This window comes from Oscillibacter sp. PEA192 (genome assembly GCF_003574015.1).
GTDB classification, from domain to species: domain Bacteria; phylum Bacillota; class Clostridia; order Oscillospirales; family Oscillospiraceae; genus Oscillibacter; species Oscillibacter welbionis.
Genome location: NZ_AP018532.1, coordinates 2,263,428 through 2,285,582, shown reverse-complemented (window position 1 = coordinate 2,285,582; position 22,155 = coordinate 2,263,428). Strand labels below are relative to the sequence as shown.

The window sequence follows — 22,155 nt, the reverse complement described above, 5'->3', positions numbered from 1 at the left end:
ATGGCACATTTTTGAGCCTTCTCCCGTATATCCACAAAGTAGGAAAACCGCCCCCAAATCGAAATTTTCCACGATTGCGGAACAGGTATGGTATAATGGGATTGACGGCGGCAGCCAGCCGCAGGAAGGAGCGATGTATCTATGAAAACCCGCATTTCCGTACAGGAACGCCTGAAAGATTTACGGGTGGAACAGGGCTTAAATCTGGAAGAACTGGCGCAGAAAACCGGCATTTCAAAATCAGCCCTCGGCAGCTATGAAAACGACAACGATGAATACAAGGAAATCAATCACGGCAGTCTGTTGAAGCTGGCAGACTTCTATCAGGTGTCCGTTGACTATCTGCTCGGCCTGACCAACAATCGGAAATATGAAAACACACCGATAGAAGAATTACATTTGAGTGATGAAGTCGTGGAACTGCTGAAAAGTGAACGCTTCAATAACCGGCTGCTGTGTGAGATTATCTCCCATGAAAAATTCAAGGAACTGCTGGCAGACGCAGAAATCTATGTGGACGGGATGGCAACCATGCGTTTCCATGACATGAACAGCTCGCTGGCTGCTGTGCGGGCGATGATACTGGAAGAACATCCCGAAGCGGTGACAGACCGGGCAATCAAAGTGTTGGAAGCCGGTCAGGTAAAGGAAGAAGATTTCTTCTGCCATGTGACGCACAAAACATGGGATGTTATTCTTCACGACATACGCAAGGCGCACGAAAATGACAATGAAAGTGCGCCTGATACCACTCCCGCCGATGAACTGATACGGGAAGTACAAAAGGCCATGCAATCGCCGGGGGACAGGGTTCAGCAATTCACGGAGATGTTCTGTAAGGCGTTCCAGCTTAAATATAAGCGGCTCTCACAAGAGGAACGAAGCCTTTTGAAGAAACTGTTCAAGAAATCCCCGCTGATAAAACAGTCCGGTATGAACTTCCGGCGCAGGCCGTGGAAATGAAAAACTGCCGTTGTGGGAATGGGTGTTCCTGCAACGGCAGCTTTGATTATATATGAATTTGGAAATCCTGAAACTTAAACAATCCATTTCCCTGTTTGAGTTTTCCGGCTCTCTCTAATTGTGCAAATCCGGCTTCAATATCGGCTATCAAAGAAACGGGAATATCCAACTGATGGTGTCCGGGCAGAACTTTTTTTATATTGTATTTCCGTATTCGCCTTATAGATTGATAGAATAGCTTCGGGTCGGTAGTTGGGTAAAATGCGTCCAGGCTTCCCTTGTATATCAAATCCCCGGAATACAAATAGTTTCGTTCTGGTTCGTAAAAGCAACAATGTCCGGGAGAATGTCCCGGCGTGTGAACAACTTGAATTTCCCGCCCGCCTAAATTTAGAAAATCGCCATCGTGTAAAATTCTTTGTGGGATACCTTGAAAAATCTGATAAGCGTTAATATCAAAATCTCTTGGAAAATCACAAGGAAGCCTTGTCAAATTATTCTTCACAACTTGCAATGGTATCGGAAACCTGACCGATAGCCAGTCCTTTTCCGCTTCATGTACGGCGATATTATCAAAATACTTATGCCCGCCAATGTGATCCCAATGAACATGAGTTGTAACTGTCATAACAGGCAGCTTTGTCAGAGAGTCCACAATTTTTCTGATGTTGGAAACGCCTAAACCTGTATCAATGAGAATAGCATATTTTTCCCCACATAATAGATAACAATGTGTTTCTTCCCAGTGCTTGTATTCGCTAATAGAGAATGTATCACGGTCTATTTGCTCAATGGTAAACCAATTATCCATTCCGCATAATTACCTCCAGCAACTGAATTTCCAGTTAAAACCACTTTGCATTTTCATCTCTGAAATGTGGTATATTGCCATCTTTATAAGGGTCATACCGATTTTCGTTACAACCAAATTCTTTTAAGAGAGCAATCTTGCCATCTGGCGTCCATTCTATCAGTGACATTCCATCAAACGCTTCTACGTTACCGGCATCCATCTTATTTTTGAAATACCATTCAACAATGGTTTGATTGCCTTTATGGAAAAATTGCTTGATGTCCCATTGCAAGACAGTTCCACGGGTATTCCATTCCTCAAACCAAAGTTTTATTTTCTTGGAGCCGTGGTACTCTGGCCCCCAACTTTCAATATATACGGCATTATCAGAAAATACATTAAATATACCCAAATCTTTTTTTGCAAGCCACATATCAAACCAAAGTCTGATAATTCTTTCTCTATTGTCCATTTCGCAGCGCCTTCCTTGTCAATTTAATTTTTCAGCGTCTTTGTCCTGCTCTAATTCAATTACATCCAAAATGCCACAATTCAGGGCTTCGCAGATACGAACCAGCGTTTCCATGCTGATGTTTTTGCCTTTACCCATGTTGGCAATCATATTTGTGGTAAGACCGGCGGCAATCCGCAAGTCCTCTTTCCTCATATTGCGCTCAACCAGCGTGTGCCAGAGGGGTTTATAGCTTATGTGCATTTATCCTCCTGCCTTTCTCCCGGTTCCGGGGTTTCTGTTCCCATTATATCAAAGTTCTTGCTATTCCACAAATATTTCTTGACACAACCGCCGGTTCCGTCTGGATTGTGCTTTTCCTTTCTTTTCTTGATTACATCTACTTAGCCATCAGCTGCTTGATGCCCTGAGACTTAGCGCCGGGGTTGTCGTTGCCGTAGCCTTCCATGAGGTTGACAACACCCCACACTGCGAGACCGGCACCGAGGGCGATAACGAGCGTCTGAAGAACCGTGACTGCCTGATTGATGAAAGCCATAGATTTTCCTCCTTGATTTGAAAAAGATTGGTTGTGTATTTTTGAAAATGGGCATAAAAAAAGAAGCCCCGTCGCTGTTCTGCTTTGGGTTGAGCCATCAGGCTTTACCCACTGCGCAGTGCAGCGACGGGGCTTTAATCTGCTTCGACCTCGCCCATATCATAGAGGTCGAACGTGTCATCGGGCTTGACTACCAGCTTGTGCTGCCGGTATTTCTCGATGTCAAAGGCGTTCCGCTTGTCATAGTCGGAGAGCTGCCGGTACTTTGGATGCTTCGTAATGTCGTATTTGTTACTGAGAAAAGGTCTCACGCCTCGAAGCTGTAAAATGCACTTAGCTCCGTCCATGACGGCGATCTCATCCTGAGACATCAGTTCCTTGCCGGTCTTCTGATAGTTCAAGCCATAGGAGTTGTTGTTGGAACGGGTTTCTGAGGTGTTGTAAAGGTCGATTGTCTCCTTGCCCAGCACCTCGCTGATTTCCTTGAGCGTGGATTTCTCCTTACCGCCAAGAAAAAGTGTGCAGTCGCAGTTACCTGTGATGGTGTCAGCCGCATCCTTGTAGATGGTCTTGAGCTGAGACTGGGACTGCAAGATGATTGACGCCGAGATTTCCCGGCTTCGGATGGTTGCGATGAGCTTATCAAACTTTGGGATTTGACCGATGTTCGCAAACTCGTCGAGCAGACACCGCACATGGACGGGAAGCCGTCCGTTGTAAACGTCATCTGCTTTGTCGCACAAAAGGTTGAAGAGCTGAGAATACATGATCGCCACGACGAAATTGAAGGTGTCATCAGTATCGGAAATGATGACGAACAGTGCCGTCTTCCGGTCTCCGATGGTGTCCAGCTCCATCTCATCGTAGCTCATCAGCTCCCGCAGCTCTGCGATGTCGAAGGGCGCAAGCCTTGCACCGCAGGAAATCAGGATCGACTTCGCAGTTTTTCCCGCCGCCAGCTTGTATTTGCGGTATTGCTTGACCGCAAAGTGATCCGGGTCGCGGGCTTCCAGCTCATCGAACATGACATCCACGGGGTTCTTGAAGGTCTCATCGTCCTCTCTGGCTTCCGAGGCATTGATCATTTCGAGCAGGGTAGTAAAGTTTTTCTCGTGGTCGGGTGCCTCGTACCAGATGTAACCGATGAGGGCTGTATAGTACAGCTTTTCCGCCTTCACCCAAAAATCTTCGCCGGATTTATCGCCATCTCCCTTCGTGTTGACGATGATCGTATTGACCAGCTTGAGGATGTCCTTCTCGCTGCGGATGTAGCTGAAAGGGTTGTAGTGCATGGATTTCCGGAAATTGATGGTGTTCAGCGACTTGATGACATAGCCGCCCTTTTCGAGCATCTTGCCGCACTCCACCAGCACCGTACCCTTCGGGTCGGTGACAACGTATGAACTGTGCATCTGCATCAGATTTGGTTTTACAAAAAAGCGCGTCTTGCCTGAGCCGGAACCGCCGATGACGAGTATGTTCTTGTTTCGAGCGTACTTCGGCTGTTTCGGACGGCTGTTCATGGTCAGGAACTCCGTCTGCGTCAGAATGACATTGTTGGAAAACTCCGGGTCCATGTACGGCTTGATGTCCTCCGGCTTACCCCAGCGGGCAGAGCCGTACTCTTCGCCCTTCCGGAACTTCTTGCGGTTCTTACCCTTGACGTAAACTGCCAGCTTGAGCAACACGCCAGCCGACAGACCGATGAGCAGATCGACGGGATGAAAGCTGGGAAACGGATTTGCAAAGGCTGTGCCGAACACGGCAAAACCGTTTGTCAGCTTGTCGATGAACGCTGTGCCGGGTGCAAGGCGGAACACAGCGGCGATCTTATCCGCAAAGTAAAAGGCAAAGACATACGGGAGGTTCAGAAGAATGAGCTTCTTCACATCGGACTTGTTCACAGCTCCACACCCCGATCCTTGGTCTTGACCTTGACTTTCTCTTTGTGCTGCGCCTTGCTCTGGGCTTTTTTCTGATCCAGCTTGTGCCGGATAGACGGCTGTTCCTTCTGCTTGACCGTCTTGGCGGAGAACTCCTTGAAGGCGGCGGTCATGACATCAACGTCCCGTCCCTTGAAGAAGACAAGATAGCTGGGCGGCTCAACGGAAACGTCCTTCTTGAGTGCAAAGTCCAGACCGTATTTACTGGCTGTTCGCTCAAAGGACTTGATGTTACCGTCCGTCACTTCGATGTTGGAGATGGCGGCGTTCTGGCTCATCAGATGCTTGATGGACTGCTTGCCGCGATAGGTTTTTGGCTGCTGCATCTGCTTCTGCGCCTTCTCAATCTCCTGCACGAACTTGGCCAGTGCCTTTTTCAGCACCTCGGCTGAGATTTTGCCGCCCTTGATCATGATTGCAACAACTTTGGTGTTGACTTCATCCTGCATTGCGGCGTTTACCTCCTTTCGTTGGAATGATTATGGGGACTGCTGCCAAAGCTAAGGCGGCACAATCCGGCGATAGATAATTTTCATTTGCAATGTCCTCCTTTCCGAGCAATGCTCACGATGGTATTCATTAAAGAGTGCCTTCACAAAGGCTATAATCGTAGGTTTTGGGCTTCTTTGACCCTGCTGACCTGTCCTGCCCGTAAAAATCATGGTTGACGAGCGCGGAATAGTAATTGTCTATCGTCAGAGAAGCGTTATACAGAGCAGTCAAAATGTACGCACGGATATTGCGTATGTCTGACGGGTTCTTGTTCATTGCTTCCAGAACGTACTCTATGTGGCTGCTATTCAGCTTGAGAAAGCGGGACTTGACCACTTGCTGCGGCATATCCTCGCCATTGATACGGATGGTCGGAGCGGTAGAGCAGACGGCATCCAGCATGATGTCCATGATCTCCCGGAAGCGGTCTTTATCGAACTTCGGATCCTGACAGAGAATGTCATAGTCAAGGTTTTGCCGGATAATCTCTTCATACCTGTTTCGCTCATCCATCCTATCCATCCCATCAAGATTGATGGATTGATTGTTCTTTGAGAGAGTATTTCTTCCTTGGTTAGTTACTTGGATAGTATTTATTTGCGCGGGATTATCCCTATGGGGATTCTCCACATCTGGACTATCCACATCGGGATTTTCCCTATGTGGTTTTTCCCTGTGCGGCAAACCTGCTTGTGGAGACTCGTAAATGTCAAATTCCGTGGTGACAAGCCTGCCCTTGCTGTCTCTTCCTCTGTGACGAACAAGATAGCCGTTTTTCTCGAGCTCTTTGAGTGCCGAGAGAATGGCGTCGGGACCTTCCTTGCAAATAGCAGCCAGCCCACGGGTGGAGAATTGCCAGCCATCATTGAACGACAGCATTTTTGAAAGAAGACCGACTGCCTTGAGGGACAGGTTCTTATCCCTTAGATGTGTATTGCCCATGACCGTGAAGTCACGGGTTTTATTGACGCGATAGACGGACACATAATCACCCTGCCATTTTCGCAGACACTTCAACGCCGCAGATACCAAAGTACCGGATGCGGATAACATCCTTGCCTTTCGGTGTAAAGTAGGTCTGAGAGCCGGTATATCGGAAGGTCACGAAATCCCGGACAATGAAAAGTCCTTCGTTGCTCTTCTTGTTGTAGGGAAGAAGCTGACCGGATGGAGAGCGGAACAGATAGCCTTCGTTAAGCAGGAACTTGACAAACTTGCGCTCAGGGATTTTCAGCTCCTTCGCCGTGGTGCGGATATTGGTGCAGTCATCCGGATTGATGAAGGCGTCGTAGTAATCAGCCTTTGGTTTTGCGGCATTCAGTTCCGCTTCAAGCGCATCAGCACGGTCTTTTTCCCGGAGCATTGCCTTTGCCAGCGTATAGGTAAACGTCGGATCCTTGCGGATACGTTCCAGCACAGAGTCCGTCATATAGCAGCCGGTCTTGCGGATCATGGGGATGACATCATGCGTGATCCAGCGTTTGAAGGCTTTGGCTTCGGACTTACGGCTGCTCAGAATAAGCGTGTAAAGTCCGGGTTCGTTCACCACCGTCATGTTGGGATTGCCTCGTTTATTACCCTCATTTGAAATGAGGGTAATCATCTTCTCGTCCGCATCCAGCCGTGAAATGGCTTGTGACGAATTGCCGATCTCCAAAGCCCTGCACACGTCTACCGCCACAAACCACGGCTCGTTTTCGATCAGGGCTGTTCGGATTTCTCCAAACTGTTCATTCTTGAAGACTTCGATTTTGTTATCCATGATTGACTTCCTTTCCGGCAGCAGATGTGCCACTTTGATTTTTGAGGGTAGAAACGGGATTGCAGCAGTAGGGACACTCTGCAAACACGCAGGACTGATATTTCCAGAAGGGGCGATGAAAGCGGCAAGTACGGCATTCCGGTATAATGCCCTCGCAGCCGCTATCGAAATGGGAATACGGCGTTTCCTGCATCAAAGCGTCAAATGCCTTGGCAGAATCTCTTGTGTTCATTGCCTTGACCTCCAATTTGACAAAAAATAAGCCCCGTTATTGTTCTGCTATGCGCAGTGCAATAACGGGGCTTTGCTATACGAATTATTCTGTTGTATCAAGTCTATCAAGAAAACTTTTGATGAGCAGCGTGTGCTTCCAAGTTTTTCGTGTAATGTCGAAGCTGTACTGAGAAACGAGGAAATCTACGAGGCTGATCTTTGGTATAAGGAACTTTCCGGAGATATTGAATGATTTGAGCTTCTTGGCGTTGCACCAGCGATGAAGCGAAGTATCGCAGTAGCCGATTGCCTCAGCCACTTCAACGATGGTCAGCAGATCACCGTACTGACAAAACTCGTCTTCCATGTATTTTCGGAAGCTGGCTCGTTCCTCTTCGGACAGCCTCGTCAGTTCATTCCGATAGGTGACACGCGAATTGTAATGACCAGACCGTTCCTGATACCAGCGATCCGGTGCGCGATAGACTTCCGGGTGAAGCTCCCGGTCAATCAAATAGAAGATTATATCGTCGGTGCGGATTGTGTACCGGCGAGTTTTCTTGCCCGTATCTTTGCACGGGACTAAACCGTTTTGCAGAAGGTGCAGAGCCGTTGCTTTGCTGATATGGGCGATCTGGTAGAACTGATCTTTCGAGACCGCCTCAGGGTATTTGCGACGGATGGATTCGTAATATTTCATGCTTTCAGTCATGCGGATAACCACCTTGATTTTGATGTTCGGTATCGGTAGGTGTCATCTGCACTGGACTGTGATTTCTCCCCGAGTTCTCCCCATCTTCTCCCCAACGGGATTTTTTCTCCCCAAAACCGGATTTCTTTCGAACTCCTTGCTCTGTCTGGGCTTTCGGGATTTTCGACCTTCAAGGGCGGAAAAATGCTGATTTTTCAAGGGCTTGCAAACTCTTGCATTGTCCGTGAGTTTCCGCCGTTTTCCTTCAAAGTCCGGATAGCGACTCTGACTCGAAATCAAGTTGTCCGCAAGGGCACGTGGGTTCGAATCCCACCCACTCCGCCAGGAAGTCCTTGAAGCACAATGCTTCAAGGACTTCTATTTTTCCCGAAGATTTCTCAATTCCCATCGTCAGCAGCAAAATGGTGCCCATGGTGCCGAGGTTTGTGGTGCCCGGCCAGTGAATGAGATATTCGGGATTTCCTTGCTGTGGTGCTCAAATGGTGCCCGTCACCTCAAAAGCGACCTATAAAAAGCAATATCAAAATACGTGAGATTTCCACAGTTCGAGAGAACGCAAAAAGAGATGCGCAGCACTGCGGTGCTGCGGCAAGTGCGGAGATGTGCGCGATGCGTAAGCATCGCGCACATCTCCGCACTTCATGTTTTCAGACCAGAACCCAGTACCGCTTCATGATAGGTGTTCAGGACGACCAGCTTGCGCTCCATCCGTACATCCACATACTGCGCCGTGACGGCTTCCAGGTTGTTGGAGAGTTGGAGCTGAATGCCGATTCCCTTCAGGCTGTGCCCCAGGATCTGTCCGACCGTATAGAAGTCTCCGGTCAGCTGGTGCATATTCGTTGCTGCCGTATGCCGCAAATCGTGAAAACGGATATGGGGCATCTCTGCGTGACGCAGAAGCTGTCCAAAATTCGCGGAGATCCTCTCCCGGCGCTTGGGAGCGCCGTTTGGCTTTGCGAATACAAGGTCGTTGTCAAAGTACGGATTCCCCGACTGCTTTGCAAAACGCTTCTGTTCCTTCTGGAGTTCCAGATGCCGTTCAAAGTATGGCTTGACGAGCGGTGTAATAGGAAGTGTCCGCTCACTGGATTTCACAGGAGCCATTTCAGAGATTACGGTGGTATTCGCTGGCGTGTTGAAAGGAAGCTGCTCCACCACGCCGAAAGTGTTCTCAGCTAGGTCTACGTTCCTCCACCGCAGTCCGATGATCTCGCTGAGGCGAAGCCCATACAATCCTCCCAGCACTACGATCAGCTCCCACTCCGTCCCCATGACAACAGCCAGCAGCTGCCGCATCTGGTCTACCGTGTAAGGATCTGGCGTCTTGCTCTGCTTTCCGAACTTCGTCAAAATATCCCTGGCCGGATTGCTGCTAATGTAGTGATACCGGCGGGCATGTTCCAGTGAGACGCCCATGATCCGGTGTGCGTATTTGACCGAGGACTGAGAGAGGCCCTTTTCAGCAAGCTGCCGGTACATATCGTCCAGCATGGCCGGGGAGAGCTGGTTCAGAAATACATCTCCGATATAGGGGAAGATGTGGTTCTTCATGTGACTCCGATAGCTGGCCTCGGTGCTGGGGCGGAGATTTGCAGAGCCATGCCGGTCGATCCACTCCGTCATGTACTCCTGCACAGTCATTTTTCGCTGAACAGCAGAGGGCGGCGTGTATGCCGGGTTTGTCAGCTTCGCTTTCATCTCCGCTTCATGCTGTAAGGCGTCCTTCTTTGTCAGGAAGCCCTTGCGGGAATAGGTCTTGCTCTTTCCGCCGGACTTGTACTTGACATTCACATCGTACACAGTGCCGGCCTTTCCAGTGAGTTCTCCCGCGCTGTTGCGCTTATTTCTCACGGTTCGTTCTGTAACAGCCATACATTATTCCTCCTTTTAGAGGTGGGCGGTGGTTTGCTCTCCAAGCAAACCACCGCCCACCTACTCTTGACGCGCCTAGGGCCAGATGGTAAAATCAGGGTAACGCATCCTTTCAGGCCGCAGCCGGTACTTTGGCCCGCTTGTAATAGTCCAGCAGAGCCTGGACGGTTGTCAGCCGCCGGTTGCCGACTGGCAGATACTCCAACTGCCCATCCTCCATCAGCTGGCGGATGCGGTTGACGCCGAGGCCGCTGATTTTTGCTGCCTGATCCGGGGATAAGAAGAGCGGGAGATCTTCACGCTTTTTCTTGCTGGGCATCGTCTTCCTCCCTCTTTGAAATGATATGTGGTCCACCTTCCGTGGAACTTTCTCCCCTTAGCCACGCAGGCGTTCGAGGCTGTTGTTCCAAAGTTCCATGGGATTCGCTTTTCTTTAGAGAGATTCCCACATGTCCTTGCCGGTTCTCTTTTCCGATACGGATGCGCTTGGCGTAGACGCCTGGAATTCCAGACAAAAGGTCATGGAACTGGCTGAGTGAGAGTGCCTCCAGCCCATTCTGTGCGCAATAATCCACGAATGCCGCAAAGAGGTCCGTATTGAATACGCGAGCCTCCGGGGAGAGGATACAGCGTTCCTTTATAAAGCCGGACAGGACGTTTGATCGATTGACAAACGATTCCAGAAATGCCTTAGAATCCTCCGGTAGAGCAAACACAAAATTCCGTTCCATGAGGTCCTGCAAGGCATGAAGCGCAAGGGTCACGATGGAGTCCGCCTCTTTGCAAAGCCTATCCAGCAGGCTCTTATCCTGTTTCTCCGGCGGGATGCTCTGATTGAAGAGTAGGACCACGAGCCGGTTTGCAAAGGCGGCGGTGGTATCCGCCTCGGTCGTCCGCGGTAGCGTGTTGCCTGCAAACAGCAGCTTGCACCGTGGGATGAAATAGAAGAGGTCTTTCCCTTTGAACTCGCCCGTGATACGGTCGCCGCCGGTGACAGACTTGAAAATGGAGATGTCCCGTAAGGCTCTCCCAGCAATCTCGCCGGCGATATTGACTTTCTTGCCCGCCAATTCTGCTCGGGAAAACCGTTCTCCTAGCTGATGAAGCGGTACATTGGACACGAGCGATGGATCAAATAACCGACTGATGAACTCGGCGATGACACTTTTTCCGGAATTTGGTTGTCCCTGTAGGAAGAAAGCACACTTCCCAACGGTCAGGTCGGAGCAAATGTAGCCGATCATCTCCAGAAGCAGCTGCCGCTTTTTAGGGTCTCCATCGAGAGAAGAACGGCAGAAATCTTCGAGAACGGGACATTTGATTTGCTCAGGATCTTCCAGGTAACTGGCCTTAACCTGGTAAGTAAAGTGGAACCGGGGATCGTGCTCCAGCAGCTCGCCAGATTCCAGATTGAAAACCCCATTTTCCAGATTCACCAGTTCTTTACTCCGGTTGAACTCATCGCGGCAGCACCGGAGGTCTTCCCGCCAAGTCAGGCGCTGGGCAATTTCGCGGAGATCGTTCGCCAAAAGACTCCGGGTCGTGATTTCCGGGAAGAAGTTTGCAAGCCATGCCGTCAGTTGGGGAATGGGCTGGTAGCAGCCCAGCTCTTCGTCATAGGCGAACGGCTCCCCGTCCTCGGTAAACAGGAGAATTTTGGCTTTTGCGATCTGCTCCACCAGATCGGAGAAGAAATTCGCCCGCTTCCGAGGGCTTTTGGCTGTGGGAGCCGGCGGTTCAGGCTCCTTTTTCTCCGGAAGCCCCTGGCGCTCCCGTCGGGCGGCTTCCTCCGCCATCTCGCGCATACGTCCACAGAGATCCTGCGAATCGTCATCCTCGTTCTCCCAATCAGGGAACAGAAATTTCGTACTCATCTTGACTCCTCCAGATAGTGTGTAGTAGCCGGCTCGAGAGCTATCATATACAAACTCGGCAATTGCCGCGAACGCTTCTTTTTTTTCATGCGGCTTATTTTGGTTTTCAGAGGACAAATCAGAATACAGAGGGGGCTCAATTTTGCTGTGCCCCCTCTGTATTCTGATCTGGATTTAGGGATATTCACCATATTTTTCCTGTTTTACGGCCCGCTTTTTCTACGAATTAGTCGCCTGAATTAAATTAAGCAATGCTAAAAAAGGAAGAGTTCTATGAAAAATTGGGAGATTATAGCATCTCTTTTGGAACGAGAAGAACATGCCTTAGGCTCCGTCGTGGAGTATATGATACACGGATATCAGTCACGGAATATTCCAGCACAAAACATCCGCGAAGAAAGCAATAGTGAATGTCCAGCAGATAATGAGTTATTGATGCCTTGTAAGAATACACAAACCTTCTGGGAAACTATAGAGCGTGAATTTGAACATCACTTTCAAGATATCGATGCGCATTTCAATAAGCTGTTTAAGCTGCGGACCCGGCGACCAGGAGCGAAGAAGCTTCAGCCATTAGACCCATGGTGGTATCTTGAAGATTTGGAAGACTCTTTTGAAGATGTCAAAGAATATTTGCTGATAAGAAATCGCACAAAATGCGAGTGCCTTTTTAAAAAATTAAAAAACGAAATCAAAAAGGGCATGGAGCCTACACCCCCTACTTGTCCGAGTGTTCTTGGAAGCATACCATTAGAACGAAAATTCAGGTATGTTCATCAAATGCTCAATTTGGAAGAATCGGCTGTTTGTAGTCTTTTGCCCTTCCTCTTGACTGCTTATATATGCAATTTTAGTAAAAATTTTTTTATTCTGAGAGGGAGTACCTCTGTCGAGAACGCCTTTATCAATGAAGAATGCGGAGTTCCTCTTTCGCAATATAATTTTATTATCGAATCCCTTAAATCATTGAGCCGAATATTTGGCTTTAAGGATTTCTTTACCGAAATCAAGGAAGTGGAACCCCCTAAAAATAGTGAAATGGTGCGTCCTGCGGTATTTCAGCCTTCATCTTTTCCAAATTTAGAGGATCGCCACATACGGGATTTAGTCTTTGAAACATGGTGTGTTGTGATTTACAAATACTTAGCAGGTAATACAGATCCTGTTTGTAATTCTCTTTTGGATAAAATAAGCTTCTCTGACAGCTATATTTTATATCTGTATTACAATAATCAACACCTATACAGTCACTATTTGGCGGAAAGCGGAACATATTCGGACTCCGAGATTCTATCTGATATTTTCTTGCGTTATGAGGGGCATTTAAATATTTAGCTACGGTTGCAGAGAAAATATTCGACTGCTTCCAAAGTCAAACGCCAAGAGTGCCCAATCCGAACTGCCGGCAGCTCCCCCGACTTTAAGAGCCGGTACATGGTGTTTTTCCCCACACCGAGAAGATCCATGGCCTCGGCGGCGGTCAGCACCACCGGGAGACGTTCCTGCTTATAGGCGTCCAGAGCTTCTCTGTATTCGCTATGATCCATTTCAAATTCCTCCATTCCGGTTGATTATCCCCCTGTTTCCCAGATAGCGCCTTGTTTGCTTTTCCTGTCCCTTTCAAAGAAATATCATTCTTATAGAGCGGCGGCGATTGCTGAATGCCTTTGGCATTCAGCAATCGCCGCCGCTTTTTCATTTTGAAAGGAAAAAGGAGGAAAACCATGCTGAACACACTGCTTTCCGTGATCCGCGCTATTCTGGTGGAGCTGGTAGACCAGCTGCTCCGCAAGGTCTGCACCCTGGGGTGAAAACTGATTCCAGGAAAAATGTCCTGGGGATCATCCTGGCTGCCGCCGCTGCTATCTTATGTACGATCATCGACCAAGTGATGAAGGAGGAATGAGTGATGAAAGAGGAAACCTATGTCTGCGCGATCTGCGGACGTGAATACCTTATCTCCCAGCGGGAAGAGTTCGACGGGCAATTCCTTTGCCCCCGCTGTTTTGCAGAGGAGACCGTGACCTGTCATGTCTGTGGAGAACGGATCTGGACCGACGATAATGCCGGGAACAGTGACACGCCGCTCTGCGAGCGTTGCTATGACCGCTATTACACCAACTGCGTCCGCTGCGGGGAGCTGCTTCACAACGACGAAGCCTACTATGACCGGGATGACCCGGACGAGGAAGAACCGCTCTGCCATGCCTGCTATACCCGGACCGCCGGCGACCGGGCCATTCAGGACTACTGCTACAAACCGGAGCCGATTTTCTATGGAGACGGCCCCAGGTTCTTTGGCGTGGAGCTAGAAATCGATGGAGCCGGGGAGTACGGCTCCAACGCCAAAAAACTCCTGCGGATCGCCAACGAAGAAGAGGAACGGATCTACTGCAAGCATGATGGCTCCCTGGAAGAGGGATTTGAGATCGTCACGCACCCCATGTCCCTGAGCTACCAGCTCCAGCAGATACCCTGGGAGCAAATCTGCAAAGGAGCTGTGGATCTGGGCTACACCAGCCATCAGGCCGGGACCTGTGGCCTCCATGTCCATGTGAGTCGTCTGGCTTTTGGAGAGACTGAGGAACAACAGGACACCGCCATTGCCCGTGTCCTCTACTTTTTCGAGAAGCACTGGGAAGAGCTGCTGAAATTCAGCCGCCGCACCCAGCACCAGCTGGATCAGTGGGCATCCCGTTACGGCTATAAGGAGCAGCCCATGGAGATCCTGGATCACGCCAAGAAGGGGTATCACGGCGGGCGCTATACCTGCGTAAACCTCACCAACCGGGACACCATCGAATTCCGGATGTTCCGGGGAACACTCAAATACAATACCCTGATCGCCACGTTGCAGCTCGTTGACCGGATCTGTGACGTGGCGATCTATCTGTCTGACGACGAGCTGAAAGCCCTGTCCTGGACTTCCTTTGTCTCCGGCTGTCAGGCTCCGGAGCTGGTGCGGTATCTGAAAGAGCGGCGTCTGTATGTCAACGAGCCGGTCATGGCGGAAGTGGAGGTGTGACAATGTGCTGTCTGTTTGGATTGATCGACACGGAGCTGCGCTTTACCGGGAAGGAAAAATCCAAGATGCTCCATGCGCTGGCATCTGCCAGTGAGGCCAGGGGAACGGACGCCACCGGTGTGGCCTATGACTCCGGCAGGAATCTCCATATCTATAAGAAGCCCATTCCCGGCCACAAGCTGAACTTCTACGTCCGCGACAACTCCCGCTTCGCCATGGGCCACACCCGCATGACGACCCAGGGCAGTGCCAGAAAGAACTATAACAACCACCCGTTCCGGGGGATCATGCAGACTGGGACCTTTGCCCTGGCCCACAATGGCGTTTTAGACAATGACATCAGCCTGCGGAAGAGCCTGCATCTTTCCAGAACCAGGATTGAGACGGACAGCTACATCGCCGTCCAGCTGATTGTGCAGAAGGGCATTCTGAACTTTGACAGCCTCCGGTATATGGCGGAGCTGCTGGAAGGCTCCTTCACGATCACGGTGCTGGGAGATGACGGAAGTTTCTACATCGTCAAGGGAGACAACCCCTTCTGCCTGTATTTCTTCCCGGACTGCGGTCTCTATCTCTATGCCTCAACGGAAGAAATCCTTCGTCAGGCGCTCCGGAAGCTTCAAGTACCGCTTGGAAAGAGCCGGAAGGTTCCTGTCCAGTGCGGAGAGATTCTGCGGATTAACCAGACTGGGCGGCTCGACCGGGAGACCTTTGATGACAGCAAGCTGTTCCGGTTCAGATACCCCCGGTTCCTGATGAACGATCCATACTGCCGCAGTTTCCCCCATGCGGAAAAAGACACGACCCATTTGGATGAACTGAAAACCGTGGCGCTGGCCTTTGGGTATTCTCCGGAGGATATTGACCTGCTGGCCGCCCAAGGCTTCACCGCTGAAGAGCTGGAAGACCTGTTTTACAGCGGTGAGATCTAATCCATTCCCCATCGGGAGTGGACGCAAAAAAAGAATCGCTTGTCAAAGCGATTCTTTTTTTGCATTCATTGCCATGATAAAGGTTTTCAGAAGCTGTTCCGCATAGGCCTGCTCAGAGGAGGAACAGCTACGGAGCAGCTGCGTGATGGGGCTGGAACTCTCGGTGTTCTCCCTGCCAAAAAGGATGAAATCCGTGGACAGGCGCAGGACCTCAGAGATCCGGCACAGGGTCTGGACGGACATCCCCTTGACACCCAGCTCAATATCCGAGCAGAATTTCGGCGTCACGTCCAGCAGCTCCGCGAACTGCTCCCGTGTGTAGCCCAGAAATTCCCGCTGCCTGCGAATTCTCCCGCCGATTGATACCCAGTCCATAGCGCCCCTCCGTTTTTCATCAGTTTAACCCGGAGAGTTTTATCTATAAATGAACTTGTGGGGTTGAATGGATATAACTTTTAGGGTATAATGACGTTGAACTTTCAGCGCAATTTTTTACATGGACAAAAAGTGTCTATGTCCGCTGCTATGATAGAGACAGGAGGTGGTGGCGTGGAGACAGACAAGAACAGCCGCCTGCTGTATCTCTATGAAATGCTGGTCCACGGAGAGGGATTGCAGAAAAAAGAAGCCGCTGCTCGCTTTGGTGTCAACGAGCGCAGCATCCAGAGGGACATCGACTGCCTGCGTAATTTTTTTGCCAGTCAGGAGCCGCCGCAGGAGATCCTATACAAGGCGAAGGAGCAGCGGTATGAGCTGACCTCCGCCGCCGGGAGCTTTCTCTCCTGCGGGGAGCTGCTGGCGGTGTGCAAAATCCTGCTGGACAGCCGCTCCATGCCGAAGGATGAGATGGAGCCGATTCTGGATAAGCTCCTGAGCCGGTGTGCCTCCCCGCAGAGCCGGAAGCTCCTGGGCCAGATCCTGGCGAACGAGCGGTTCTACTATGTGGAGCCATATCATGGGAAACGGCTCTCGAACCAGCTTTGGACACTGGGACAGGCGATTTGGAGCCATTCCGTGGTCGAGGCAGTCTATCGCACCCAGCAGGGAGAGCGGAAGAGCCGACGGCTCCAGCCTGTGGGCCTGCTGTTTTCGGAGTTCTATTTCTATCTGACCGCTTTTATTGAGGGCATCGACCGGGCAGAGCACTTTGAGAATGCCGATGATCCCTTCCCCACGATCTACCGGGTGGACAGGATCGAGAAGCTCCAGGTGCTGGACGAGCACTTCCAGGTGCCATACAGCCGCCGTTTCTCTGAGGGGGAGTTCCGGAAGCGGGTCCAGTTCATGTACGGCGGGAAACTGGAAACGGTGCGTTTTATCTATAAAGGGCCATCCGTGGAGGCGGTACTGGACCGGCTCTCCACGGCGGAGATACTCAGTGAGCACGACGGATGTTATGAGATCCGCGCGGAGGTCTTTGGCAAGGGCATTGAAATGTGGCTAAGAAGCCAGGGGGACCGTGTAATTTGGAAAGACTGCCCACAAAAAACGAATGAGCAAGGAAAGGGGATGCAATAATGGAGGATTTAATTGAAAAAAAAGATGGTGAACTGCTACAGAAACACGCCTGCGATTCATCCGACTATTTAATTGCAGTGGCCTGTGGGGCAGTCTCTGGTTTAGTTGATATTTTTCTAGTAGGTGCACCGAGCCAAAGCGTCATTGGAAAATGGACGGATGCGCAAGTAGATGAAGCTGTAAAAAAATTTGCAGAAAAAAGTGGATGGTCTCCACGACCTGGAAAAGAAGGCAACGTTGCTAGTGCAATTGGTTATCTGGAAAGACAATATAAAGTCAACTACGACCAGAGATATTCAGCGGATGTGGGCGGTGCATTCAATATGAGTACCAAAAACCACCACATCAAATCTCTGTCACATTCGCCCGATATCATCGGATTGTTTTTCTCAGTCTTAAATCAATTTACATCTACATCTTCGTTTGTGAGCGGGGGAAAACTGGTTACTATCAAAACAGAATCCTTTGAATTGCAAGGCAATAACCTTGTCTCTAAAGTTTTCTGCGGCATTGTAAATTGGTTTGGACACATCATGTCCGATGTTGCGGGAAGTTCTGGTAGTCGCGGTAACATTGGAAGAGGATCAGGTGTGGCGATTCCATTTTTTGAACTCTTCCAATTTTGCAACTTCGGAAAGTTCAACATTGGACAGGATAAACAAGATTTGGCCACATTGGCTGTTCGAGCCTTTCAAGAGGGGTACGACGCCCGGTTTGGCATAGCCATGTCGCTTCCTGTACTACTTTGTGAGCTATTGGTCCGTTTTATCTGGATGATAAAGCAGCGATTCTATTTCAAGAAGCCATTAAAGGAGTGCATCCCCACCCAGTCACATACCGACTTGCGCATAATGCTCCTTTTCGGACATGGTACATTATGTTTGATGGATGGGGCAGACGCATTGGTCCGTTCTGGTGGAAATTGGCTAATGTTTTTTACTCGTATGAACATCATCGCATGGGGACGTTTCACGGTGCTGGTGCTAAAGGAAATTTGCCTCAGGGCTGGTATTCAAGCACCTCTGCAAAAGCAGTTGGATGCCTATAAGAAAATTACCGCATCACTGCAAACATATATGGAGCAACTCAAAAGAATTGATTTGGCTGCATTCCAAAAAGAAACCGCCCAATACCAACCGCTTGAAAGTTATATTGACTGCATCGAAGATGAAAAGAGCCTCAATTTCTTTTTGAAAAAGAACATGGTGGAGCTTGGCATTTCGATTCCCTGGGAAGGTGATTTTGACACTTTTATGAGGGATAAGAGCCGGCATCTGATTTACGAATGAGCAATCGCTATGTTTGAGTGTGATCGTTGTGGAGCCTGCTGTCGGCACCTGGATATATCTAAGCTGTATGCAGAGCTGGATCGGGGCGATGGCACCTGCAAATATCTGTCTGGAAATCTGTGCAGCATTTATGAGAAACGTCCATTGCTGTGCAGAGTAGACGAGAGCTACCAGAAATTCTTCAAGGAAGTGATGCCTATCGATACATATTATCGCCTGAACCGCGAGGCCTGCCAAAGACTAAAGAATTTAGAAAAATAGGAGGAATTTACGATGCCATTACCTTTAATTTTAGGAGCTGCAGCAGCAGTTGCCGGAGCAGCTGGTGTTGGGAGTGCAATTCATGGTGGAGTTAAAATGAAAAAAGCCAATGACACCATGAAGCAAACTCAAGAGGCACATACAGCCAATGTCAGGCGGTTTGAGATAAGGAATGAACGTTGCACTGCTGCCATGGATCGTCTGGGAAAGCTGGAGCTGGAGATTCTGCAGAGTTTTCAGAAGTTCTCAGACATTTTTGAGCGCATCCAGAATAAGCCGGAGTTCCGCGCTTTCAAGCACGGTGACGTCACGATTCCAACATACAGTCCAGAGGATCTGAAAAAGGTGTCGGTCGGTGCTGGTGTTCTACTGGGAGGGCTGAGTGGAGCAGCTTTGGGAACTGCCGGTGGGTTTGCTGCTGCTGGTGCTACTACTGCTGCCGTTATGGCTTTGGGTACTGCCTCCACAGGCACTGCCATCGCCTCGCTTAGTGGTGCAGCTGCCACTAACGCCACGCTGGCTGCCCTGGGTGGTGGTGCACTGGCTGCCGGTGGCGGCGGTATAGCTCTTGGAACCACCATTCTTGGTGCCACCACTCTGGGCATGGGTCTCCTGGTAGGCGGCATTATCTTCAACTTTACCGGAAACAAGCTCTCAGCCAAAGCGGACGAGGCTATGGAACAGATGAAAAAAGCCAAGACAGAAATTGACCGAATCTGTGCCTATCTTGAATCTTTGCACATGACAGAAGAACGGTTCGAAAAAGCTCTGTCTGCTACTAACAATGTGTATATGCGACATCTCGCCCAACTGGGCAACTTGGTGATTCTTACCGGAAAAACTGACTGGAACGAATTTACCGATTCGGAGAAGCTTATGACAGAGAACACTGTCCAACTGGTAGCTCTCCTCTTCCAGATGTGCAAAGTCCAGCTCGTTCTCTCCAGTGGCTCCACTACCGAGGTCAATCGAATTAACCAGGTCGACATTGATTTGGCTATCAATAGTTCCGATGCGTTCCTGAAAGAAAAGGGACTTACAGCTCTGACTTGATAGAAAGTATAGAGGTTTAAGACAAGTCTACGACCTCCGCTCCCACATCGTCAAAATTTTGGCCTTCGGCGCCCTGTCGGGAAGGCGTCAAATGAAGGCCTACAACCCCCGTCCGGCCAGGGGGTTGCACGGCCTTCATTTGACGCGGCTTAAGCCGCGATGTCTCTGACGTTACCCCAGGGAGGATGATTGCTTAGCGTGGTGCCGAAATGGTGCTTTTGCCGATCTGTGATGATATGAAGTCAGAAATTCACCAGTGTGAAGAAAAATGGAATTTTTCTTTTATATAGCTACTTTCCATGGCAAAATAAAACGTTATGCACAAATATGAGCAAATATTTTATGCATTATTCCCCTCGAAATCGTTTGACGGTTAATCCCGTCCGTGGGTTCGAATCCCACCGCCTCCGCCAAAAACCCTTGGAAATGCTGAGTTTCCAAGGGTTTTCTCTTTGCTTGATATTAAGTTTCGATTGCGGCAAAAACCAAAATGGTGCCCATGGTGCCCTGTTTGTGGTGCCCAAGCACTGAATACCATTCGGCGAAAATGAATGCTGTGGAGCCCAAATGGTGCCCAGAGGGGCGGTAGAAACGTATAAAACTTCAGAATATCATATGCAGAACTCATATAGCTTTTGAGGGTTACCACGCATCATACGGAAACGTATAAGACGATATGATAACAGGGATTTTCGGTTGTGTTTGTATGATTTTATTTGTATAATCAATGTAGCCTGATTAAATGCAAAGGTGATGGAAATGGTTACAACAGTTAGTTTTGAAATTACGACATATGACTATGCCTCCCCTGACTACGGCAAATGGACATTCCCTCATGATTTTCACTATGTGTATATCTTAGAGAATGGCAGAGATGCGTATGTCGGTGAGACAAATGATATTATTGAACGAAGCAAGGAGCATCATCGTAAGGATGATTGGTGTTACCGTTTTCATTTTAAGAGAATCCACGTAATAACAGGCGAGGACATTGAAGAAACTCCGGCAAAGCATTTTGAAAAACTTTTGATTAAATTAATGCGTATTGATCGCAGATTTCATGTCATCAATCGCAGTGAGGGTGAACGCACATTTTATCGGCGAAAAAACGAGTTTGAACTGGGCTTTGACAGGCTATGGCCACAGCTGGTAGAGCGTGGATTGGTAAAGCACAAAGAGTTTCAAGCCATCCTGAATAAAACGGAGTTTAAGTATTCTCCTCAAACGAGCCTTACAGATAAACAGATTGCCACCTTGACAAATATTGTAAATGCCATACATACCAGCGCATCACAAAACAACGAAAGGCAAAAAAGGCTAGGCCCATACTTCTGGAAGGTGATGCAGGAACCGGAAAGACGGTCATTGCATCCTCTTTGTTCTATCACCTTAAGACGAACCCTGATTTCAACGGAAAGCAAGTCGGTTTGGTATTTTCCAATTCTGCCACACGAAGTGAACTAAGATCTGCATTTAAGCGTCTGCCTGGGGGCTATGATAAAGAGATTATTAGCCCAATTGATGTTACAAAAAAGCATTATGACATTATCATTTGTGACGAGGCGCACAGATTACGAAGAAACAAAAATCTGGGTATGTATATTACTAATTTCCGAAGCGGCAACACTAGGCTGGGGTTGGATGATACGCATGACGAATTAGACTGGCTTGTGAAAAACTCCGATTGTCTTGTGTTGCTCTACGATAGAAAGCAAATTGCGTGTCCTTCTGATATTCCTTACGATGTTTTTCATCAACGCCTTGATATTTCACATTGTGGTATCCGTCCGGTAGAACTACAGGATCAGATGCGTATTCGCGCCGGAAACGACTACGTTCCCTATATTCATGCCGTATTGAATCAAAAACAGCTCTCCGCTTTAAATTTCAAAAACTATGAATTCAAGATTTTTTGCTCCTTTAGCGATATGATTGAGACTCTTGATATGAAAGAAAAGTCTGTTGGCTTGTGTAGATTGTGTGGAGGGTATGCTTGGAAGTGGATTGCGAAAGACTCTCCTGATAGACCGGACATATCTATCGATGGAGTTGATGTATGGTGGAATCGCCAGACTGGCGGATGGCTTAGAAACCCGAACGCAAAGCAGGAGATGGGCAGCATATATTCATTGCCTGGGCTTGATCTGAACTATGCTGCGGTAGTTATTGGCCCGGATTTGTATTATGATACTGAAAGCAGAGAAGTTAGAGTTAATCGAAAACACTTTTTTGACAATAAAGTGAAACGGTCTGTAGCAGATGATGAATTAAAAAACTATATTCTCAACACTTACGCAGTTCTGCTGACTCGCGGAATATTAGGAACCTATGTATATGTTTGCGATGATGCTTTGCGCGAATATCTAGGGAAGTTTATTCCGATAGTTAGATAAGAGTGTTACTAAAAGATATACGTTGAGAATAAGGCCAGCGCTGAAAT

25 protein-coding genes and 1 pseudogene are annotated in these 22,155 nt (G+C 48.9%); 11 read left to right on the top strand and 15 right to left on the bottom strand.

What is annotated here, in order from left to right:
* Positions 1-141 precede the first annotated feature (141 nt).
* Positions 142-963 carry a helix-turn-helix domain-containing protein gene (locus DN611_RS11310; RefSeq protein ID WP_118419914.1) on the top strand — a complete coding sequence of 274 codons (822 nt, stop codon included), beginning with the start codon at positions 142-144 and terminating at the stop codon, positions 961-963.
* A gap of 46 nt (positions 964-1,009) precedes the next feature.
* On the opposite strand, the gene DN611_RS11305 is transcribed toward DN611_RS11310, so the two are convergent.
* From DN611_RS11305 to DN611_RS11245, 13 genes and pseudogenes are all read right to left on the bottom strand, one after another.
* Entirely contained in the window at positions 1,010-1,774 is a 765-nt protein-coding gene (locus tag DN611_RS11305; RefSeq protein WP_015540951.1) for an MBL fold metallo-hydrolase, read from the bottom strand.
* A gap of 34 nt (positions 1,775-1,808) precedes the next feature.
* Positions 1,809-2,228, bottom strand: coding sequence for a nuclear transport factor 2 family protein (locus DN611_RS11300; protein ID WP_015540950.1), 420 nt, complete (start codon positions 2,226-2,228; stop codon positions 1,809-1,811).
* Positions 2,229-2,246: 18 nt separating this feature from the next.
* A complete protein-coding gene (locus DN611_RS11295) occupies positions 2,247-2,471 on the bottom strand; it encodes a helix-turn-helix domain-containing protein (RefSeq protein ID WP_015540949.1) in 225 nt (74 codons plus the stop codon).
* A gap of 142 nt (positions 2,472-2,613) precedes the next feature.
* A pseudogene (locus tag DN611_RS11290) lies at positions 2,614-2,766 on the bottom strand (Maff2 family mobile element protein); the annotation flags it as partial.
* 134 nt (positions 2,767-2,900) lie between these two features.
* The gene (locus tag DN611_RS11285) at positions 2,901-4,670 is read right to left on the bottom strand and encodes a VirD4-like conjugal transfer protein, CD1115 family (protein WP_119311385.1); all 1,770 of its coding nucleotides are present in this window, start codon (positions 4,668-4,670) and stop codon (positions 2,901-2,903) included.
* Positions 4,667-5,158: a PcfB family protein gene (locus DN611_RS11280; RefSeq protein ID WP_119311384.1), complete on the bottom strand. Its 492-nt coding sequence runs from the start codon at positions 5,156-5,158 to the stop codon at positions 4,667-4,669. Before DN611_RS11280 ends, DN611_RS11285 begins: the two co-directional genes overlap by 4 nt.
* A 130-nt stretch (positions 5,159-5,288) precedes the next feature.
* Positions 5,289-6,143 (bottom strand): DUF6017 domain-containing protein, encoded by an 855-nt coding sequence (locus DN611_RS11275; RefSeq protein ID WP_119311934.1) that lies wholly within the window; start codon positions 6,141-6,143, stop codon positions 5,289-5,291.
* Between the two features lie 46 nt (positions 6,144-6,189).
* The gene (locus DN611_RS11270) at positions 6,190-6,963 is read right to left on the bottom strand and encodes a phage antirepressor KilAC domain-containing protein (RefSeq protein WP_119311383.1); all 774 of its coding nucleotides are present in this window, start codon (positions 6,961-6,963) and stop codon (positions 6,190-6,192) included.
* Entirely contained in the window at positions 6,956-7,195 is a 240-nt protein-coding gene (locus tag DN611_RS11265; RefSeq protein WP_119311382.1) for a hypothetical protein, read from the bottom strand. The genes DN611_RS11270 and DN611_RS11265 overlap by 8 nt, the downstream gene beginning before the upstream one ends.
* Before the next feature lie 84 nt (positions 7,196-7,279).
* A complete protein-coding gene (locus tag DN611_RS11260) occupies positions 7,280-7,888 on the bottom strand; it encodes a helix-turn-helix domain-containing protein (protein ID WP_119311381.1) in 609 nt (202 codons plus the stop codon).
* A gap of 639 nt (positions 7,889-8,527) precedes the next feature.
* A complete protein-coding gene (locus DN611_RS11255) occupies positions 8,528-9,763 on the bottom strand; it encodes a tyrosine-type recombinase/integrase (protein ID WP_119311380.1) in 1,236 nt (411 codons plus the stop codon).
* A gap of 112 nt (positions 9,764-9,875) precedes the next feature.
* Complete coding sequence (locus tag DN611_RS11250) at positions 9,876-10,082, bottom strand: DNA-binding protein (RefSeq protein WP_119311379.1); 207 nt, start codon at positions 10,080-10,082, stop codon at positions 9,876-9,878.
* Positions 10,060-11,637 carry a phage/plasmid primase, P4 family gene (locus DN611_RS11245; protein WP_119311378.1) on the bottom strand — a complete coding sequence of 526 codons (1,578 nt, stop codon included), beginning with the start codon at positions 11,635-11,637 and terminating at the stop codon, positions 10,060-10,062. The genes DN611_RS11250 and DN611_RS11245 overlap by 23 nt, the downstream gene beginning before the upstream one ends.
* A gap of 273 nt (positions 11,638-11,910) precedes the next feature.
* On the opposite strand from DN611_RS11245, the gene DN611_RS11240 reads away from it, so the two are divergent.
* A complete protein-coding gene (locus DN611_RS11240; protein WP_119311377.1) occupies positions 11,911-12,972 on the top strand; it encodes a hypothetical protein in 1,062 nt (353 codons plus the stop codon).
* Here the strand turns inward: DN611_RS11240 and DN611_RS11235 are convergent.
* Positions 12,969-13,184 carry a helix-turn-helix domain-containing protein gene (locus DN611_RS11235; protein WP_119311376.1) on the bottom strand — a complete coding sequence of 72 codons (216 nt, stop codon included), beginning with the start codon at positions 13,182-13,184 and terminating at the stop codon, positions 12,969-12,971. The genes DN611_RS11240 and DN611_RS11235 overlap by 4 nt on opposite strands.
* A gap of 107 nt (positions 13,185-13,291) precedes the next feature.
* On the opposite strand from DN611_RS11235, the gene DN611_RS16720 reads away from it, so the two are divergent.
* From DN611_RS16720 to DN611_RS11225, 3 genes are read left to right on the top strand one after another with little or no spacing between them, the layout of a single operon-like run.
* Positions 13,292-13,543, top strand: coding sequence for a hypothetical protein (locus DN611_RS16720; RefSeq protein WP_136890790.1), 252 nt, complete (start codon positions 13,292-13,294; stop codon positions 13,541-13,543).
* A 3-nt stretch (positions 13,544-13,546) separates the two neighbouring features.
* The gene (locus DN611_RS11230; RefSeq protein WP_119311375.1) at positions 13,547-14,662 is read left to right on the top strand and encodes an amidoligase family protein; all 1,116 of its coding nucleotides are present in this window, start codon (positions 13,547-13,549) and stop codon (positions 14,660-14,662) included.
* Between the two features lie 2 nt (positions 14,663-14,664).
* Positions 14,665-15,594 carry a class II glutamine amidotransferase gene (locus DN611_RS11225; protein WP_119311374.1) on the top strand — a complete coding sequence of 310 codons (930 nt, stop codon included), beginning with the start codon at positions 14,665-14,667 and terminating at the stop codon, positions 15,592-15,594.
* Between the two features lie 42 nt (positions 15,595-15,636).
* Here DN611_RS11225 and DN611_RS11220 read toward each other — a convergent pair whose 3' ends face one another.
* Entirely contained in the window at positions 15,637-15,969 is a 333-nt protein-coding gene (locus DN611_RS11220) for a helix-turn-helix domain-containing protein (protein ID WP_119311373.1), read from the bottom strand.
* Positions 15,970-16,143: 174 nt separating this feature from the next.
* On the opposite strand from DN611_RS11220, the gene DN611_RS11215 reads away from it, so the two are divergent.
* The 6 genes from DN611_RS11215 to DN611_RS16860 all read left to right on the top strand — a co-directional run bounded on the left by DN611_RS11215 (position 16,144) and on the right by DN611_RS16860 (position 22,108).
* Positions 16,144-17,112 (top strand): helix-turn-helix transcriptional regulator, encoded by a 969-nt coding sequence (locus DN611_RS11215; RefSeq protein ID WP_249390788.1) that lies wholly within the window; start codon positions 16,144-16,146, stop codon positions 17,110-17,112.
* Positions 17,112-18,401, top strand: a complete 1,290-nt coding sequence (locus tag DN611_RS16505) for a hypothetical protein (RefSeq protein WP_136890788.1) — start codon at positions 17,112-17,114, stop codon at positions 18,399-18,401. Before DN611_RS11215 ends, DN611_RS16505 begins: the two co-directional genes overlap by 1 nt.
* Before the next feature lie 9 nt (positions 18,402-18,410).
* Complete coding sequence (locus DN611_RS11205; protein WP_119311371.1) at positions 18,411-18,662, top strand: YkgJ family cysteine cluster protein; 252 nt, start codon at positions 18,411-18,413, stop codon at positions 18,660-18,662.
* Between the two features lie 12 nt (positions 18,663-18,674).
* Positions 18,675-19,715, top strand: a complete 1,041-nt coding sequence (locus DN611_RS11200; RefSeq protein WP_119311370.1) for a hypothetical protein — start codon at positions 18,675-18,677, stop codon at positions 19,713-19,715.
* Positions 19,716-20,474: 759 nt separating this feature from the next.
* Positions 20,475-21,179, top strand: a complete 705-nt coding sequence (locus DN611_RS16865) for a GIY-YIG nuclease family protein (RefSeq protein ID WP_197714229.1) — start codon at positions 20,475-20,477, stop codon at positions 21,177-21,179.
* Complete coding sequence (locus tag DN611_RS16860) at positions 21,092-22,108, top strand: DNA/RNA helicase domain-containing protein (RefSeq protein ID WP_203005779.1); 1,017 nt, start codon at positions 21,092-21,094, stop codon at positions 22,106-22,108. Before DN611_RS16865 ends, DN611_RS16860 begins: the two co-directional genes overlap by 88 nt.
* The last annotated feature ends 47 nt before the right edge of the window (positions 22,109-22,155 follow it).